Here is a 15,770-nt window from a genome sequence, read left to right as displayed (position 1 = left end):
GGGCGCAGAACCGGCGGCTCACTGTACCGGACGCACCAGAACGCCCAGTCGAGAGAGACTTGCAGATGATCCCCATTACCGTGGTCGACGTCCGTGACGCGGAGGACCTCGTCGTCGAGGTGCTGCGATCCGGCGCCATCGCACAGGGACCGATGGTCAAGCGCTTCGAGGACGCGTTCGCGAGCGTTTCCGGCACGAAGCACGCGATCGCCGTCAACAACGGCACCACCGCGCTGGTCGCCGCCATCCAGGCGCTCGACCTCAAGCCGGGCGACGAGGTGGTCACCTCGCCGTTCACCTTCGTGGCCACGCTCAACGCGATCCTGGAGGCGGGCGCGACCGTCCGCTTCGCCGACATCCGCCGCGACGACTTCGCGATCGACCCGGACGCCGTCGCCGCCGCCATCACCGACCGCACCAAGGTCCTGATGCCCGTGCACCTCTACGGGCAGACAGCGGACATGGGCAAGCTCGCGCCGCTGGCCGCCGAGCACGGTCTCAAGGTGATCGAGGATTCCGCGCAGGCCGTCGGCGCCTCCTTCGAGGGCAAGCAGGCCGGATCCTTCGGGATCGGCTGTTTCTCCTTGTACGCCACCAAGAACATCACCACCGCCGAGGGCGGCGTCATCACCACGGATGACGACGAGCTGGCCGACGCGCTGCGCGTGCTGCGCAACCAGGGCATGCGCGCCCGGTACCAGTACGAGGTCGCCGGGCACAACTACCGGATGACCGATCTGCACGCCGCCGTCGGCATCCCGCAGCTGGAGAAGCTCGACCAGCTCACCGCCGCCCGTCAGGCCAACGCGAAGCGCCTCTCCGAAGGCCTCGCCGGCACGCCGGGTCTGGACATCCCGCAGGTCCTGCCGGGCCGCGAACACGTGTGGCACCAGTACACCGTGCTGGTCGGCCCGCACGCCTTCCTCTCGCGCGACGAGCTCGCCGCGGCCCTCACCGAAAAGGGCATCGGCAACGGGATCTACTACCCGAAGATCGTCTTCGACTACGACTGCTACCGGAACAACCCGCTGATCCCCGACGCGAAGGTCGAGGACTTCCCGGTGGCCGCTTCCGTCGCGGCACAGGCGCTTTCGCTGCCCGTGCACCCGCACCTTTCCGAGTCCGACCTGGACACCATCATCGAAACGGTTCGCGAGGTGCTCGGCGCATGACCACCCACAAGATCGCCCTCATCGGCACCGGCAACATGGGTTCGCTGCACGCCCGTGTCCTCGCCGCGAACGAGCGCGTGGACCTCGTCCGCGTGATCGACCCGCGTGAAGAGGCGGGCCGCAAGGTCGCCGAGCGCTACGAAACCCAGTGGACGCCCGAAATCGGCTCACTGTCCGATGTGGACGCCGTCGTGCTCGCCTCGGCCACCGAGGCGCATTACGAGCTGGCGCAGGAGATCCTGGGCCAGGGCAAGCCGTTGCTGGTCGAGAAGCCGGTGTGCAACAGCCTCGAGTTCTCCAAGGAGATCGTCGGGCTTTCGGCGAAGAAGGACGTCCCGCTGATGTGCGGGCTCCTGGAGCGCTACAACCCGGCCGTGATGACCGCGCGGGCGCTGGTCAACGAGCCGATCCACCTGATGGCCCGTCGTCACGGCCCCTACGCGCCGCGTATCAAGACCGGTGTCGCGTGGGACCTGCTGGTGCACGACGTCGACCTGGCGATCCAGTTCTTCGGCGGCGCGACCCCGCAGCGGGTCGCCTCCGGAGCGGGCTACTTCCACCCGAACTCGGTCGAAGGCGCCGAAGACACCATCGAGACGGTGCTGTCGTTCGAGTCCGGGCTCGCCACGGTTTCCGCGTCCCGCCTCGGCCAGCGCAAGGTCCGCTCGCTGTGGGTGTCCGAACTGGACCGCATGATCGAGATCGACCTGCTCCGCCGCGACGTCACCATCTACCGGCACGTCTCGCACGACTCGGTCACCCCGGACGGCCTCGGCTACCGGCAGCAGACCGTCATCGAGATCCCGGAACTGGTCACCGCGCGCGAGCCTCTCGCGACCCAGCTGGACCGGTTCCTCGAGCTGCTCGAAGGCAAGATCGACGCCGACACCGAGCGCGACCTGATCCTGCCCTCGCACGCCGTCGTCGACCAGGTGCTGACGCAAGCCGCCGCCTGACCTCCTCAGGGACCTGTCCCGGCCGGGCACGGCTACCGTCCGCGGGGTGCCCAAGACCCTCAAGCGCGCGACGACCGTTCTGGCCCTGGCGGCGTTGACGTGGATGATCACTTCGGGACTGCTCTCGTTCCTCGCCTTCATGCAAGGTGTGGACGGGCCCCGTCTCCGTCAGGAGGATGCGGGGTCGCCGGTCGTCATCTGGTTCCTGGTGTTCGGCGTCGTCCAGATGGCACTGTGCGTGGTGACCCGGGCAGGCCGGAACTGGGCACGGGTGGCCCTCACCGCTTCGGCGGGTTTCATGAGCCTCATCACGCTGGTCACCGTGATCGCCGCGGTGGTCGGCTATCTGGACACGACCGAGCGCGCCACCGTGCTGGACGGCGAAGTACGGGTGTCAGGTCTGGGGATCGCCCTCGTCGCGATCGACGTGCTCGTCCTCGCGGGGACCGTGCTCGGCATCGTCGGGTTGTACCGGTCCTCGGTCAACGCCTACTTCGTGAGGCGCTGGCCCCTCGAGTCGTAAGCGATGAGCGGGGTCAGCACGCCCGTCGACTCCACGTCCGACGGGGAGAACCAGAAGATCATCACCGACGGGTCCTCGCTCCAGGGGATCACCTTCGCCTCGACCGGCTTTCCCCGGACCGTGCTGGTGATCCGCGTCGCCGGACCGGCGAAGTAGCCGAACACGGGGACGAAAGCGCCCTGGACCAGGTCGCCGCCGTCCACCGCGTGGAAACCGAACGACCGGTCGGCCCCCTTGAACTCGTTGGTGCCCAAGAGCGCGTCGTAACTGCCGTCTTCGTTCCGGTACGCGATCTGCAAGCCGAACTCGACGCCCGGCAGGGCGCTCTCGTCGAGGGCGTTGGCGTAGAGCACCAATTCCCGGCCCCCGTCGCCGCGAGTGCCGAGCGGGATCACGTCGCCCAGCGGCGCCGGGGTCTTCCAGGCCGTGCGGTCCGTGGGGACGGGCGCCGGCGTCGGAGCCGGAGCCGGTATCGACGGCGCGGTCGCCGACGCGACGCTCGCGGCGGGCGGAAGCGGACGCTGCGCGGGTTCCTTCAACGCGACCGCCCCGACGATGACCAGCACCGTCACCACGGTGGCGGCGACGCCACCCGCGCCGGTCGCGAGACGGCGACGGCGGCGGATACGCCTGCCCTTGGTCATGATCGCGCCGAGGTCGGGCTCGGCGAACTCCTCGGCAGGCGGTTCCCGCAAAGCCGAGCGCAGCGTCTCGAGGTCGGTCATCGTCCCAGCCCGCCGATCAGTTCCGTTCCGTCCTCCGCGGTGATCCGCAGCTTGGTCAGGGCGCGGGAGTTGGTGCTCTTCACGGTGCCCACCGAGACACCCAGCTCGCCGGCCACATCGGACTCCTTCAGATCGAAGAAGTGCCGGAGCACTACGACGGCTCTCTCCCGGTCTGTGAGCGTACGCAACGCGTCAAGCAGCCATTTCCGCTGGACAACGGCACCGGCGATGTCCGCGCCGCTCGGCTGCTCGGGGATCTCCTCGGTCGCGTTCTCGCGAATGGGGCGCCGCCAGCCGTCGATGACGTGGTTGACGAGGACCTGCCGCGCGTACGCGTAAGCGTCCTTGCGGCGCACCCGCGACCAGGCCGCGTACGTCTTGGCGAGCGCCGCCTGTGTGGCGTCCTCGGCCTGATGGCGGTCGCTGGTCAGCAGGTAGGCCGCATGCTGAAGACGGTTCGTCGAGTTCCGTACGAACTCGACGAACTCGTCATCGCCGCGAGCCACCCTGGTCCTCATCTCAGTTCGACGGTTGACCACCTGAAAGGTTGCCTCAACCGCTGTCGTTCCGTGAAGCCTCAGTCCTTCCGACGAGTGAACCGGAGCGCGACGACCAGCCCGGCGACGACCACGGCGACAGCGAGGACGATCCACACCCAGGTCGGCACCAGCTTGTCGGGAGTGGTCTCCTCCGCCTGCGGAGCGGGGGTGGCATTCGTCGCGGGCGCCGCGCTGCTGGCCGGGGCCTGGCTGCTCGTCGGCGCGCTGCTGGGCACCGGGGCGCTGAGGTTGAACTTCACCGAGCCGCTCGCGGCGTGCGAGTCCTCGAAGGTGACCTTGTAGCGGAGGGTGTACTCCCCGGCGGGCCCGACCGCCTGCACCGGCGCCGTGACGACCGTCCCGGCGACCTCCGCCCGGCCGACCGTCCACGAGGCGTTCTCGGGCCCGGTGATCTGGATCGGGTTTTCGGCGAGGGTGACCGGACCGGAGAAGGTCAGCTTGATCTGCGTCGGCGGTGTCGCCAGCGAAGCGCCCCTCGCCGGGTCGCTGCTCTTCAACTCCGAGTGGGCCAGCGCCGGGGTCGCGGCGCCCAGCAGGGTGATGCCGGCGACCAGTAGCGACGCACCGAACCGCTTGAACCTCATCTGACACCCTCCTCGCCGGGGAACTCCCCGTCGAGCCTAGTAGTCGGGCTCGGGAGGGCGACGGTTCCCGGTGGCGCTCCGGGTGAGGGGTGTGTGGACTTTGAGTCATCTATTGAGGAGAAGGACAAACCTGGCGTCGTGGCTGAACTCAGGTGAGCGAAGGCCGTAACTCGCGTGATTGGAGACGGATCTCGCGTGATCAGACAGCGAACTCCGTGAACGTCGCCCGATCACGCGTGAACGCCCATCCCGTCCGAACACGACACGTTCGCCCTGCCCCTCAATAGACCGGAACGCCACTCGCGACCGAAAGCTGCTGCTCCTGGCCACTGTGAGGGTCACACCAGCCTTTCGGGGTGTCGCGAAAGCCACTTTCGCGACGTCTGATGTCCCGAAAGTGGCTTTCGCGACACGGCCGCTCGGCATCGCCCGCGAACACGACACGTTTGCCCTTCCCCTCATCTAACGCCCAAAATCCACACAGTCCCGCGGCGCTGCGAGTGCCGCGCCGTGAGGGCGTCGAGATCCAAAGCGAACTGGGTACCGTCGAAGTCGGGATGGCCTCGCCGGTGTCCTCACCGAAGCTCTCGTAAGCCATTTCCACAGTACGCACGAGCACTCTTCGAAGTTGCCCTCACGCAAGAACCATCACGAAAATCCCCGATGTTTCCGCAGGTCAGCTACATTTCGAGGATGAAAAGGACCTGGGGGCTCTTGTTCGTCGGCATGCTTTTTTTCGTCACCTCTTGTAGCGGCGAGCCAGCGCCGCCGTCGTCCCCGCCGGCGCCGCGGCCCACCTCGGTGAGCAAACCCGCGAGCACCACTCCCACGACACCGCCACCACCCGCCTCGCCCGCCATGATCAGGGAGGCCTGTCCGTTCCTCCCGCTCACGGAGGTCCACCAGATCATGGGCACCACGCAGTTGGGCCAGGGCAAGAGCCAGCAGGAGGCAGAGGTAGAGGAAGAGGACGGCATCATCAAGTACGCGTGCCTGTACAACGGCGTGAACGGCCTGTACCTGCACGTCTTTCCGGAGAAGGAACGGTCGGTGCCGTCGATGGTGACGCAGACCAAGAAGCTGTGCGTGAAGCCGCCGACGATGTTGCCGGGCATCGGCGATGCGGCCTGGTACTGCGAAGTGGAGGGCGACTTCATGTCGACGATGGTCTACAAACGCGGACACGGCCAGATCAGGTTCGCGTGGGTCTACCTCATCGGCGAAACCCGGTCCGACGTCTACGAGACGATGGCCAAGAGGCTGGCGGAACGGCTCTGAAGAATTGGCTGGTCGCCCAACATCCTGAACAGCTAGGTTCACGGCGTGCACAGATCGAGGGGGACCCTCACCACCGCAGTCCTGCTGTTCGCCGTCACGGCTTGCTCGAGCGGCGCCGCGACCGAGCCCACGCCGACAGCGCCGGCACCACCGCCGTCGTCGTCGAGCAAACCGACCAGCAGCACGCCACCCAGCCCCAGCACCACTCCACCGGCACCACTCGACAAGATCACCGCGGCCTGTCCTGTCCTGAGCCCGACGGAGTTCCTTCAAGTGATCGGGAGATCAGACGATCTGGTCGCCAACGAAGGCGAGGCCGAACGGGTCGGCTCCGGCAAGGCCTACCAGTGCGCTTTCGAGGACCCCAAAGGAAAGTACGGGAAATCGGCGGAGCTCTTCGTCGCGGCCATCCCCGGGAACCAGCCGCCCCGCGCGACGATCGACAAGCTCGCGAAGGAATGCAAGCAGCCGATCACGCAGCTTCCCGGAATCGGCGAGCAGGCCTTGTGGTGTTCGATCCCCACCGACGGTCCGGAGCTCGACATCCTGGTGAGCGTCGGGAAACGCAGCCACGGCGAGACGAGGGTCGCGACGCTGTACCTCAACAGCACCAGGACCGACGTCTACGCGACGCTGGCGAAACTGATGGCCGACAGGCTGTGATCAGGGGCGCTGCGCGTGGCGGGTGGTCAGTGCGTCGAGATCGAGGGTGAGCGGGGTGCCCTCGACCTCGAGGCTCACCTTGCTGGTGTGCTCACCGAAGTTCTCGTACTCGCCGTCGACCAAGCGATAGGTGACCATGCTCGTCGGGTCTTCGAGGTCGACGATCCAGTAGTGCTCGATGCCGACTTCGGCGTACTCGGCGAACTTGGTGACCCGGTCGGTGCGGACGGTGCCCTCGGACAGCACCTCGATCACCAGCCGTGCCGCGTCGGCCGGAACACGGGCCGGATTGCTTTCCATGATCTCTGTTCTCGCCACCACCACGTCGGGCACCCGGACGGTGAGAGGGGCGGTGCCGATGATCATTTCGGCCTCGCTCCAAGCACTGAATCCGGCGGGCAGCTGGTCGTGGAGCAAAAAACCCAGACGTGTGACGGCCCACTGATGGACGAGCAACGGAAGCGGCGACACGACGACGACCCCTTCGACGACTTCGACCCAATGCTCCGGGTCTTCCGGCAGCGCGGCCCAGTCGTCGAGGGTCAGGAATCGCTGAGGCCATTGCACGACACTCATCGAACTCCTCCTTCGCTTGTGATCACCAGAGCCATCTCCCCACGGTTTCCCAAGAACTGTACCATCACACACAGTAGCGTGTGGGCACTCTGTGGAGTTGCTCCCGCGCAAGAGATCCCCACTGTTTCCGCAGGTCCGCTACATTTCGAGAATGAAAAGAACCTGGGGGCTCTTGTCCGTCGGCACACTCTTCTTCCTCACCGCCTGTAGCGGCGAGCCCGCACCGGCGCCGCCACCGGCCCCGCCGTCCACGTCAGCGAGCAAAGCCCCGAGCACGACGCCGACGACACCTCCTCCACCGGCATCGCCCGCCGAGATCACCGCGGCCTGCCCGTTCCTTCCGCTCACCGAGGTCCAGCAGATCATCGGAGACGCGATCTACGGCGCGCGCGACGGACAGCAGGAAGGGGAAGTCAGAAAGAAGGAGGACGCGACGGACTACGCCTGCCACTACAACCGCGCGGACGGGCTGTACTTGACCGTCGTCCCGGAAGACGGCTGGTCGGTGCCGTCGATGGCGGCGGAAACCAAGAAGGAGTGCACGAAACCGCCGACGCCGTTGCCGGGTATCGGCGAAACGGCGTGGTACTGCGACGGCAAGGACCAGCGGGTGACGACCGTGGTCTACAAACGCGCCCACGGCCAGATCCGGGTCGCGCTGGTCGACCTTTCCGGCGGCACCCGTGCCGATGTCTACGAGACGATCGCCAAGAGGCTGGCGGAACGCCTCTGAACTACTCCGTGAAATCGCCCGCCGGGGCACCCCAGGACGACGACGTGTCCCCACGCTCCTCCGCCAGCGCGCGCCGCCGGGCGTTTTCGCCGCGCACACGCTCCACTTCGGACTGGATGTACTCGTCGTCGTAGCGCTGGAACACGCGCGCCGGGTTGCCCGCGACCAGGGTGCGCGGCGGGACGTCCTTGGCGACCACGGAGTTCGGCTGCACGGTGGCGAAATCCCCGATCGTCACGCCCGCCATGATCACCACGAGGCCGCCGATGAAGCAGCCCTTGCCGATCTTCACCGGTTTGCGTTCGATGAGGTCGCTGCCGGAGTGGTTCTGCAGCGTCATGTTCGCGAGCCAGCTGGAATGCGTGAAGATCAGCGTGTTCAGGCCGATGCTGGTGTGCTCGCCGATCTCCAGCCCGCCGCTCGCGTCGAGCGCGGCGCCTTCGCCGATCCAGCAGTGTTCGCCGATCTTCAGGTTCTCGGGGCTGATGATCTTGACGCGTTCGCGCACCCGTGTCGACTCCGGCAGCCCGTAGAACCGGGCGCGCTCGGCGTCGTTCATGTACTGCGAAACGAGTTCGGTCAGGATCTGCGGACGCAGCCGGTTGCTGCGCTCGTCATCGAAGAACATCGGCCTCGGTCACCAGTTTCTCGAAGGTGCGCAGGTGTTCCTCGGCGACGACGTCGAGGCCGAAGTTGGCCCGCACCATCGCGCTTTCCCGCTGTGCCACCAAAGCCCGCTTCTCCGGATCGTCGAGCAGTTCGATGACGGTGTTCGCCACCGCCTCGCTGTCGTCCGGCCGCACCAGCAGGATGTTCTCGCCGTTGCGCAGTTCGATGCCCGGGTAGTTGTCCTCGGTGACCGACGCGATGGTCGCGGTGCCCGAGAGCATCGCCTCCAGCGACGCGGTGCCACAGCCGCCGTTGAGGTCGTGCGTGACGATGTCGGCGGCGGCGAAGTACGCGGGGACGTCCGCCTTCGGCACGGCGCCGGTGACGATGATGGCGTCCGCGACACCGAGTTCTTCCGCCCGCTTCAGGAAGACGTCGTGGTACACGCGGCCGACGACGACCACCTTCACGCCAGGGTGTTTGTCCAAAATGGACGGCAGCGCCTCGACCAGCGGAAGCCGGTTGCGCAGCGGGATCACGTGCCCGAGCGAGACGATCACCGGACCGTCGCCCAGCTCGTGCTCCGCGCGCACATCCTTCGTCAGCGGCTTCTCGAAGTTCCCGGTGTCGACGGCGATCGGGAAGTAGTCCGAGTTCGCGTCGCTGGTGCCGTAGCGCTCGACGCAGTAGTCCACGCCGAGTTTGTCGAGGATGACGTACCGCGGCTTGAGGTAGCGCAGGATCGGGTTCACCAGCACCGTGTCCAGGAACCGGAAGACACCGCCGTACAGCTTGTTGTCGCTGATCAGCAGCGTGTGGATGGTCATCAGCATCGGCAGCTTGTGCCGCCGCGCGTACCGCCCCGCCAGCCACGACAGGTCGAAGAACTGCCCGTGCAGGTGGATCGCGTCCGGTTTGAACTCGTCCAGCAGCTTCCGCAGCCGCCGCCAGTTCCCCGGCCGCAGCGAGGCGAAGCTCATGTCGAAGTCGATCGACAGGCCCAGCTGCGGCATCTTCACCGCGGGCAGGCGGACGACGCGGTAGCCGTCCTTGGTCTCGTCGGCCGGGGCGTCGGCGTAGGCCGCGGTGATCGCGAGCACCTCGTGCCCGCGCGCCGCGTACTGCTCGGCCAGGGAGGCCGCCATGTGCGCGCTTCCGCCCACCCTCGGCGGGAAGAAGTTGTTGACGACGGCGATGCGCATGGGGCGGCTCTCCCCCGGCCCGGCGGTCATCCCTCCGAAGCCTTCACCAGTTCGTACATGCCCTCTTCCACGGAGATCTTCGGCTCCCAGCCGAGGACCTCGCGGGCACGGGTGATGTCCGCGGCACGCCGCGAAACCAGCACGTCACGCTCGTTGAACAGCGGCTCGACGTTGACGCCGACGGCGTCGATGAGGATCTTCGCCAGCGTCGCGATCGAGGTGTCGATCCCGGTGCCGATGTTGATCGGAACGTTCGCCTGGTCCGACTCGAGCGCCGCGACCACGGCACGAGCCAGGTCCGTGACGTGCACGAAGTCCATCGACTGGTCGCCGCGGCCGTCGATGATCGGCGGCTGGCCGGCGCGCAGGCGCTGGATGAAGTGGTTGATCACCGACGTGTAGTAGGCCTCGATCTTCTGGCCGGGGCCGTACACGTTGAAGAACCGCAGCGCGTTCCAGGACAGACCCTTGGTGCGCTCGTAGAAGCCGAGCATGTCCTCGCCCGCGCGCTTCGAGATGCAGTACGGCGTGAGCGGCGTGAGTTTGTCGTCCTCGTGCATCGGCAGCCGCTTCGGCTCGCCGTAGACCGACGCTGTCGAGGCGAACACGACCCGCTCGACACCCTCGTCCGCCGCGGCGGCGAAGACGTTGTGGTTGCCGACCATGTTGATGTCGATGGACTCGTGCGGGTCCGCGACCGATTTGTTGATCGACACGGTGGCGAAGTGGATCACGTGCGTGCAGCCGCGCATGGCCTCACGCACGGCGCCGCCGTAGCGCACGTCCTTCTCGACCAGTTCGACCTTGCCGGTGGCGACGAACTCGTTGATCCTGGCGCGGTCGCCGCGGGTCATGTTGTCGAAGACGCGGACGGTGTAGCCGCCTTCGATCAGCATCGGGATGACGTGCGCGGCGATGAAACCGCCGCCCCCGGTGAAGAGGACCTTCTTGTCGGGCATTTCTCTCCTAGCTCGGCAGTGCGGCGCTGACGGTCCCGATGACCCTGTCGACCTGGTCATCGGTGAGGTTGGCGTGCATCGGGATGGCGAGATGACGGGCGAAGAGGTCCGCCGATACCGGCAAGGTCTGCTTCTTGCCGTAGATGGGCTGGAGGTGCGAGGCGTAGGTGCCGAAGTTGCACTGCACGCCCTGCTCACGGATCCGCAGCGCGAGCGCGTCGCGGTCGATCTCCGGGGCCACGGTGAGGATGTAGGCCTGCCACGGGTGCTCGCGGTCCGGCAGTTCCACCGGGACGTCGAGACCGGGCAGGTTCTCGAACGCCTCGTGATAGCGCTTGGCCACCGAACGGCGGGCCGAGAGCAGGTCCGGGAGGCGGTCGAGCTGGACGTTCATGATCGCGGCCTGCACGTCCGAGAGCCGGAAGTTGTAGCCCAGCTCGTGGAACTCCGGGATCGGCAGCGCACCGGAACCCTCGCGGGTGATGGCGGGCTCGATGCCGTAGGTGTGCAGCTTGCGCGCGTGCGCGATGAGGTCTTCGCGGTCCGAGACGAGCGCGCCGCCTTCGCCCGCGGTGATGCCCTTGCGGCCGTGGAAGGAGAACGCGGCCAGATCGGCGAGGCTGCCCGCCGGGCGGGTCTTGTACGTCGCGCCCGCGGCGCAGGCTGCGTCCTCGAAGAGCCACAGGCCGTGCTTGTCGGCGATCGCGCGGTACTCGTCGAAGTCACCCGGCTGCCCGGCGACGTCGACGGCGAGGATGCCGACGGTGCGCGGGGTGATCAAGCTTTCGATCGACGCCGGATCGGCGCTCCACACGTCCGGGCGAATGTCGGCGAACACCGGTGTCGCACCCGCTTGGAGCACGGCGTGGCCGGTGGCGGGGAACGTGTAGTCGCCGACGATGACCTCGTCGCCCGGCTTCACGCCGAGTACACGCAGCCCGAGGAAGAGTGCGGAGCCACAGTTGCTGGTGGTCAGCGCGTGCGCGGTGCCGACGGTCTTCGCGAAGCGTTCCTCGAAACGGCGGCACGCGGGGCCGGCACCGGCCAGCCAGCCGGACCGGAACACCTCCGCCACGGCGGCGAGTTCTTCGTCGCCGACGGTCGGCTGACCGAGGACCACAGGTTCCTGGTTGGACATACCTCTCCCATTGCGTGGGGACCGGCCGAAGTGTATAGACGCCATTCGGCCGATCTCGGGCGGGCTGGATCCACCCAGGTCAACGACGCCCTAACCTCTAACCATGCGATTCGGCGTCCTGGGGGCGACGGAGGTGCGCCGCGAGGACGGCACCGCCGTCGGAGTCGGCGGGCCCAGGGTCCGGACGCTGTTCGCGTTGCTCGCGCTGGAGGCGGGCCGGGTCGTCCCGGCCGAGCGGCTCATCGACGGCCTTTACGGCGAACAACCGCCGGACGGCGCGGCGAACGCGCTGCAATCACAGGTCTCGCGGCTGCGCGCGGCGCTGAAGGACCTCGCACCCGTCGAGTTCAGTCCGGCGGGATACCGGCTGGCCGTGGACCCCGGCGACGTCGACGTGCACCGGTTCGAGCGGCTCGCCGCCGAAGGCCGACGCACTCTCGCGGCGGGAGACGCCGAGAAGGCGGCAGAGCTGCTTCGCGACGCTCTCGGTCTCTGGCGCGGCCCGGCGTTCGCGGACATCACCGACGCGCCGTTCCGCGATCCGCAGGTCACCAGGCTGAACGAGCTGAGGACGTCGGCGATCGAGGATCGCGTCGAGGCCGAGCTCAAGCTGGGAAGGCATGCAGATGTCCTCGACGAGCTTCGTGAGGTCATCACCGCCCAACCGCTGCGAGAACGGCCGAGAGCGCTGCTGATCCGCGCCCTGCACGCCGCGGGACGCCAGGCCGACGCGCTCACCGCGTTCGAGGACGCCCGCCGCGTCCTGGCCGACGAACTCGGCGCCGACCCGGGACCGGAACTCGCCGCCGCGCATCTGGCCGTGCTGCGCGGTGAGGCGCCGGCCGCCAAGACCACGACGGCGCCGCTCCCCGCGCAGCTCACCAGCTTCATCGGCCGCGAGGGCGACCTCCGGCACGTGCTCGACCAGTTGGAGCGCTCGCGGCTGGTGACGCTGACCGGCCCCGGCGGGAGCGGCAAGACGCGGTTGGCCATCGAGACGGCCGCCGCCACGGACCTCCCGGTGGTCTTCGTCGAACTCGCGCCCTACACCGAGGACTCGGACGTCGCCCATGCCGTGCTGACCGCGCTCGGCCTGCGGACCGTCCCGCTCGGGGCGGCCACCCCCGCCATGGAGAACGCACCGCTGGAACGGCTGATCGACGCCCTGGCGGAGCGGGCACTCCTGCTGGTGCTCGACAACTGCGAGCATCTGGTCGGCGCCGCCGCGAAACTGACCGCCCGGCTGCTCGGCGCGGCCGCGGCGCTGCGCGTGCTCGCCACCAGCCGGGAACCGCTGGGCATCACTGGCGAGGTCGTCACCCCCGTGCCGCGGCTCGCCGTGCCGCCGCCGGGTACGCCGCCCGCCCGGTCACTGGAGTTCGCCGCCGTCCGGCTGTTCGTCGATCGCGCGCGAGCGAACGACCCGGGCTTCGCCATCGACGACACCACCGCGGGCGACGTCCAGCACATCTGCGCCGCACTCGACGGGCTGCCGCTGGCCATCGAACTCGCCGCCGCGCGGGTGCGGACGCTGCCCGTCGGCGAGATCGCCGCCAGGCTGGAAGACCGCTTCAAGCTGCTCTCGCGAGGCAGCCGGGTCGCCGAAGACCGGCATCGCACCCTGCGCGGCACCGTCGAATGGAGCTGGGACCTCCTGGAGGGGGACGAACGCCTGCTCGGCAGGCGGCTGACCGTTTTCGCGGGCGGCACCACCCTCGCCGACGCCGAAGCGGTCTGCGCCGTGCCGGACACCGGAGACCTGCTTCCGTCCCTTGTGGACAGATCGCTCGTCGAACGCGGCGGGAACCGGTATCGGATGCTCGAAACCATCCGGGCGTTCTTCGCCGAGAAGCTCGCCGAAGCGGGCGAGACCGAGCAGCTGCGGCGCGCGCACGCCGAGCACTTCCTCGCCCTCGCCGAAGAGGCGGACCCGCTCCTGCGCACCGGCGATCAGCTCGTCTGGCTCGAGCGTCTCGACAACGCCTACGACGATCTCCTCGCCGCGCTGCGCTGGGCGGCCGAAGCCGACGTACGGATCGGTCTGCGGCTTTCGGCCTCGCTGGTGACGTACTGGTGGATGCGCGGACGCCGGTTCGAGGGCTCGACGCTGAGCCTGGAAGTGGTCAAACACGTCGGCTTGCGACCGCCGGAGGATCTCGAAGAGGAATACCAGCTCTCCGTGCTCAACGCCGCTGCCGCGCTTCGCGATCACGAGGCGTTGGAGCGGCATCTTCCGGCGGTCGACGAACTCGTGCGGAACATGGTCAGGGCGCCGAGGAACCCGGCGTTGCTGATGCTGATCGGGGTGGTGAGCGGGCCGCCGGGTGACGACGACGAGCTGTTCAAACGCGGTCAGGCCCTGTTGGCGCACAGCGACGCGTGGAGCCTCGCCCTGATGCCGACCGGATACGGGCTGCGCCTGATGATGCAGGGCGATCTCGAATCGGCGGAAGGGTTGCTGCGCGAAGGGGAGGCCGCGTTCCGCGCGATCGGGGAACGCTGGGGCCTTTCGATGACGCTCGACCACCTGTCACAGATCCTGATCTGGACGAACCGGCAGGCCGAGGCCCTCGAAATGATGCATGAGGCGCTCCGGCTGATGCGGGAACTCGGCGCGTCCGACGACAACGCGGACCTACTGTGCCGTCGTGGCACCAGCAAGCTGCTCCACGGTGACGCGGCGGGAGCACGGGCGGACTTCGAACTCGCCATCGAGATCGCGCGCCGCGCCGGGATGCCCGAAAGCCGGGCGTTCGGGTACGTCGGCCTCGCCTCCCTCGCGCGGCACGGAGGCGATCTGGCCACGGCTCGCGCGCTGAGCGAACTCGCGCTTTCGGAGTGCGCCGGCGGCTCCTTCACCTCCGAGGGGGCCCGCGCCGGGGCTCGCATCTCGCTCGGCTGGGTGCTGGCCGCCGAGGGCGAGATCGACCGGGCCGAGGAACTGCACCGGCTGGCGCTCACGGCCGCGGATCAGTGGAACGACAGCACCACCGTGGCCTGCGCCGTCGAAGGCCTCGCCGGAGTCGCGCTGCTGCGGGGCGACCCCGAGCGGGCGGCGGTCCTGATCGGCGCCGCGGTGACCATCCGGGGCACCGCGTTCGCCGTCGATCTGGACGCCGCCCTGCTCCGGACTTCCGTGCGGGAACGGCTCGGGAACGACTTCGACCGGCCGTACCGCCAAGGGCTCGGCATGCGCGGCGCCGCTCAAGTGGCGGGCCCCTGACCTCCGGTCAGCAAGATCCCCTGCGGTGCGAAGCGGCCGACGGCCCCGGCCAGCAGACGCGGGTCCAGTTCGCTGTCCTGGACCGCGACGTACAGCGGCGCCGCGTTGACCGGGAGCGCGCCGAGCCGGGTCATCCCGGGGCCGACCGGGTCGGTGGTGAGCCGGGAGACGTCGCGCCAGGGCACGATCGTCCGCTCGACCCGGACGCCCACCGCGTCCAGTTCGAAGAGCACCCACTGCTGGTCGTGCAGCGACTTCACGTAGGCGATGGTGCCGACGCCGCCGGCGATCAGGACGACGCGCAGCGCGCCGGGCGCCTCGATCGAGCCGAGCAGGGCGGCGATCCCGAAGAAGGCCACCAGGAGCCCGGTGAGCTTCGCGGCGCCGACCAGGCCCGCGTTCGGTTTGTGCACCCGGAACCGCACGGCGCGCATCAGGTGTTTGGTGAGCACCCCGCCCCCGACGGCGACGGCCAGCGCGATCATCGTCACGACCAGCGAAACCGGCGAGAAGTCCACGAGGGCGTTGTAACCGGCGATCAGGGCGACGAACCCGCCCGCGACGGTCAGGAGCAGCGCGAGCTTGCCTTTGCGCACGTCCTGGTCGCGGCGATCGAGGGAGGCCTGGTCCGGGGCGGCGAGGAAGCCGCCGTCGATGTTCCTCATCGGGCGTCACGCCGCTCGCGCTGACGGCGATCGAGGACGTACAGCAGGGTGCCGGCGCCGGCGCTCAGCGCTGCGTAGAACAGGTCCTGCAGGCCGTCGTCCGGGTAGCCGGTGGAGAACTCGGTCATCGCGAGCACGATGAAGAGGACGGAGAGCACGCCTCCGGCGATGATGTAAACCTTGTTGCTCAACATGGGGCAAACC

Annotated in this window: 19 protein-coding genes; 7 read left to right on the top strand and 12 right to left on the bottom strand. The window is 68.3% G+C overall.

Features of this window, described 5'->3' with window-relative positions; all coding sequences use genetic code 11:
* Positions 1 to 65 precede the first annotated feature (65 nt).
* The 3 genes from HDA45_RS22090 to HDA45_RS22080 are packed head-to-tail and all read left to right on the top strand — an operon-like array spanning position 66 to position 2,651.
* A complete protein-coding gene (locus HDA45_RS22090) occupies positions 66 to 1,172 on the top strand; it encodes a DegT/DnrJ/EryC1/StrS family aminotransferase (protein WP_184898266.1) in 1,107 nt (368 codons plus the stop codon).
* The gene (locus HDA45_RS22085; RefSeq protein WP_184898264.1) at positions 1,169 to 2,128 is read left to right on the top strand and encodes a Gfo/Idh/MocA family protein; all 960 of its coding nucleotides are present in this window, start codon (positions 1,169 to 1,171) and stop codon (positions 2,126 to 2,128) included. Before HDA45_RS22090 ends, HDA45_RS22085 begins: the two co-directional genes overlap by 4 nt.
* Positions 2,129 to 2,174: 46 nt before the next feature.
* A complete protein-coding gene (locus tag HDA45_RS22080) occupies positions 2,175 to 2,651 on the top strand; it encodes a hypothetical protein (RefSeq protein ID WP_184898262.1) in 477 nt (158 codons plus the stop codon).
* On the opposite strand, the gene HDA45_RS22075 is transcribed toward HDA45_RS22080, so the two are convergent.
* The 4 genes from HDA45_RS22075 to HDA45_RS22060 form a co-directional block, all read right to left on the bottom strand.
* The gene (locus HDA45_RS22075) at positions 2,618 to 3,376 is read right to left on the bottom strand and encodes a hypothetical protein (protein ID WP_184898259.1); all 759 of its coding nucleotides are present in this window, start codon (positions 3,374 to 3,376) and stop codon (positions 2,618 to 2,620) included. The two genes, HDA45_RS22080 and HDA45_RS22075, sit on opposite strands and share 34 nt — an antisense overlap.
* Positions 3,373 to 3,882, bottom strand: a complete 510-nt coding sequence (locus HDA45_RS22070) for a SigE family RNA polymerase sigma factor (protein ID WP_184898257.1) — start codon at positions 3,880 to 3,882, stop codon at positions 3,373 to 3,375. Before HDA45_RS22070 ends, HDA45_RS22075 begins: the two co-directional genes overlap by 4 nt.
* A gap of 71 nt (positions 3,883 to 3,953) precedes the next feature.
* Entirely contained in the window at positions 3,954 to 4,520 is a 567-nt protein-coding gene (locus HDA45_RS22065; protein ID WP_184898255.1) for a copper resistance CopC family protein, read from the bottom strand.
* A 680-nt stretch (positions 4,521 to 5,200) separates the two neighbouring features.
* Positions 5,201 to 5,413, bottom strand: coding sequence for a hypothetical protein (locus tag HDA45_RS22060; RefSeq protein WP_184898253.1), 213 nt, complete (start codon positions 5,411 to 5,413; stop codon positions 5,201 to 5,203).
* Between the two features lie 16 nt (positions 5,414 to 5,429).
* On the opposite strand from HDA45_RS22060, the gene HDA45_RS22055 reads away from it, so the two are divergent.
* On the top strand, positions 5,430 to 5,798 hold the full coding sequence (locus HDA45_RS22055; protein ID WP_184898251.1) for a hypothetical protein: 369 nt from the start codon (positions 5,430 to 5,432) through the stop codon (positions 5,796 to 5,798).
* Positions 5,799 to 5,836: 38 nt separating this feature from the next.
* Here the strand turns inward: HDA45_RS22055 and HDA45_RS22050 are convergent, their stop codons facing one another.
* Positions 5,837 to 6,031 (bottom strand): hypothetical protein, encoded by a 195-nt coding sequence (locus HDA45_RS22050; protein ID WP_184898249.1) that lies wholly within the window; start codon positions 6,029 to 6,031, stop codon positions 5,837 to 5,839.
* 40 nt (positions 6,032 to 6,071) lie between these two features.
* On the opposite strand from HDA45_RS22050, the gene HDA45_RS22045 reads away from it, so the two are divergent.
* Positions 6,072 to 6,461 (top strand): hypothetical protein, encoded by a 390-nt coding sequence (locus HDA45_RS22045; protein WP_184898247.1) that lies wholly within the window; start codon positions 6,072 to 6,074, stop codon positions 6,459 to 6,461.
* Here the strand turns inward: HDA45_RS22045 and HDA45_RS22040 are convergent, their stop codons facing one another.
* Positions 6,462 to 7,037 (bottom strand): Uma2 family endonuclease, encoded by a 576-nt coding sequence (locus HDA45_RS22040; protein ID WP_184898245.1) that lies wholly within the window; start codon positions 7,035 to 7,037, stop codon positions 6,462 to 6,464.
* A 151-nt stretch (positions 7,038 to 7,188) separates the two neighbouring features.
* Between HDA45_RS22040 and HDA45_RS22035 the strand changes: the two genes are divergently transcribed.
* Entirely contained in the window at positions 7,189 to 7,770 is a 582-nt protein-coding gene (locus HDA45_RS22035; RefSeq protein ID WP_184898243.1) for a hypothetical protein, read from the top strand.
* Position 7,771: 1 nt separating this feature from the next.
* Here the strand turns inward: HDA45_RS22035 and HDA45_RS22030 are convergent, their stop codons facing one another.
* From HDA45_RS22030 to HDA45_RS22015, 4 genes are read right to left on the bottom strand one after another with little or no spacing between them, the layout of a single operon-like run.
* Positions 7,772 to 8,398 carry an acyltransferase gene (locus tag HDA45_RS22030; protein ID WP_101611763.1) on the bottom strand — a complete coding sequence of 209 codons (627 nt, stop codon included), beginning with the start codon at positions 8,396 to 8,398 and terminating at the stop codon, positions 7,772 to 7,774.
* A complete protein-coding gene (locus tag HDA45_RS22025) occupies positions 8,385 to 9,581 on the bottom strand; it encodes a glycosyltransferase family 4 protein (RefSeq protein WP_184898241.1) in 1,197 nt (398 codons plus the stop codon). Before HDA45_RS22025 ends, HDA45_RS22030 begins: the two co-directional genes overlap by 14 nt.
* 26 nt (positions 9,582 to 9,607) lie before the next feature.
* Positions 9,608 to 10,540 carry an NAD-dependent epimerase/dehydratase family protein gene (locus HDA45_RS22020; protein WP_184898239.1) on the bottom strand — a complete coding sequence of 311 codons (933 nt, stop codon included), beginning with the start codon at positions 10,538 to 10,540 and terminating at the stop codon, positions 9,608 to 9,610.
* A 7-nt stretch (positions 10,541 to 10,547) separates the two neighbouring features.
* Complete coding sequence (locus HDA45_RS22015; RefSeq protein ID WP_184898237.1) at positions 10,548 to 11,678, bottom strand: DegT/DnrJ/EryC1/StrS family aminotransferase; 1,131 nt, start codon at positions 11,676 to 11,678, stop codon at positions 10,548 to 10,550.
* A 103-nt stretch (positions 11,679 to 11,781) separates the two neighbouring features.
* Here HDA45_RS22015 and HDA45_RS22010 point away from each other — a divergent pair, with 103 nt between their 5' ends.
* Entirely contained in the window at positions 11,782 to 14,901 is a 3,120-nt protein-coding gene (locus tag HDA45_RS22010) for an AfsR/SARP family transcriptional regulator (protein ID WP_184898235.1), read from the top strand.
* Here HDA45_RS22010 and HDA45_RS22005 read toward each other — a convergent pair.
* The gene (locus tag HDA45_RS22005; protein ID WP_184898233.1) at positions 14,883 to 15,566 is read right to left on the bottom strand and encodes a hypothetical protein; all 684 of its coding nucleotides are present in this window, start codon (positions 15,564 to 15,566) and stop codon (positions 14,883 to 14,885) included. The two genes, HDA45_RS22010 and HDA45_RS22005, sit on opposite strands and share 19 nt — an antisense overlap.
* On the bottom strand, positions 15,563 to 15,760 hold the full coding sequence (locus HDA45_RS22000; RefSeq protein WP_184898231.1) for a hypothetical protein: 198 nt from the start codon (positions 15,758 to 15,760) through the stop codon (positions 15,563 to 15,565). The genes HDA45_RS22005 and HDA45_RS22000 overlap by 4 nt, the downstream gene beginning before the upstream one ends.
* Positions 15,761 to 15,770: the final 10 nt, after the last annotated feature.

It is taken from the genome of Amycolatopsis umgeniensis, assembly GCF_014205155.1.
Taxonomy (GTDB): Bacteria; Actinomycetota; Actinomycetes; order Mycobacteriales; family Pseudonocardiaceae; genus Amycolatopsis; species Amycolatopsis umgeniensis.
The sequence above is the reverse complement of the archived record's forward strand: the minus strand, read 5'-3'. Positions and strand labels throughout refer to the sequence as shown.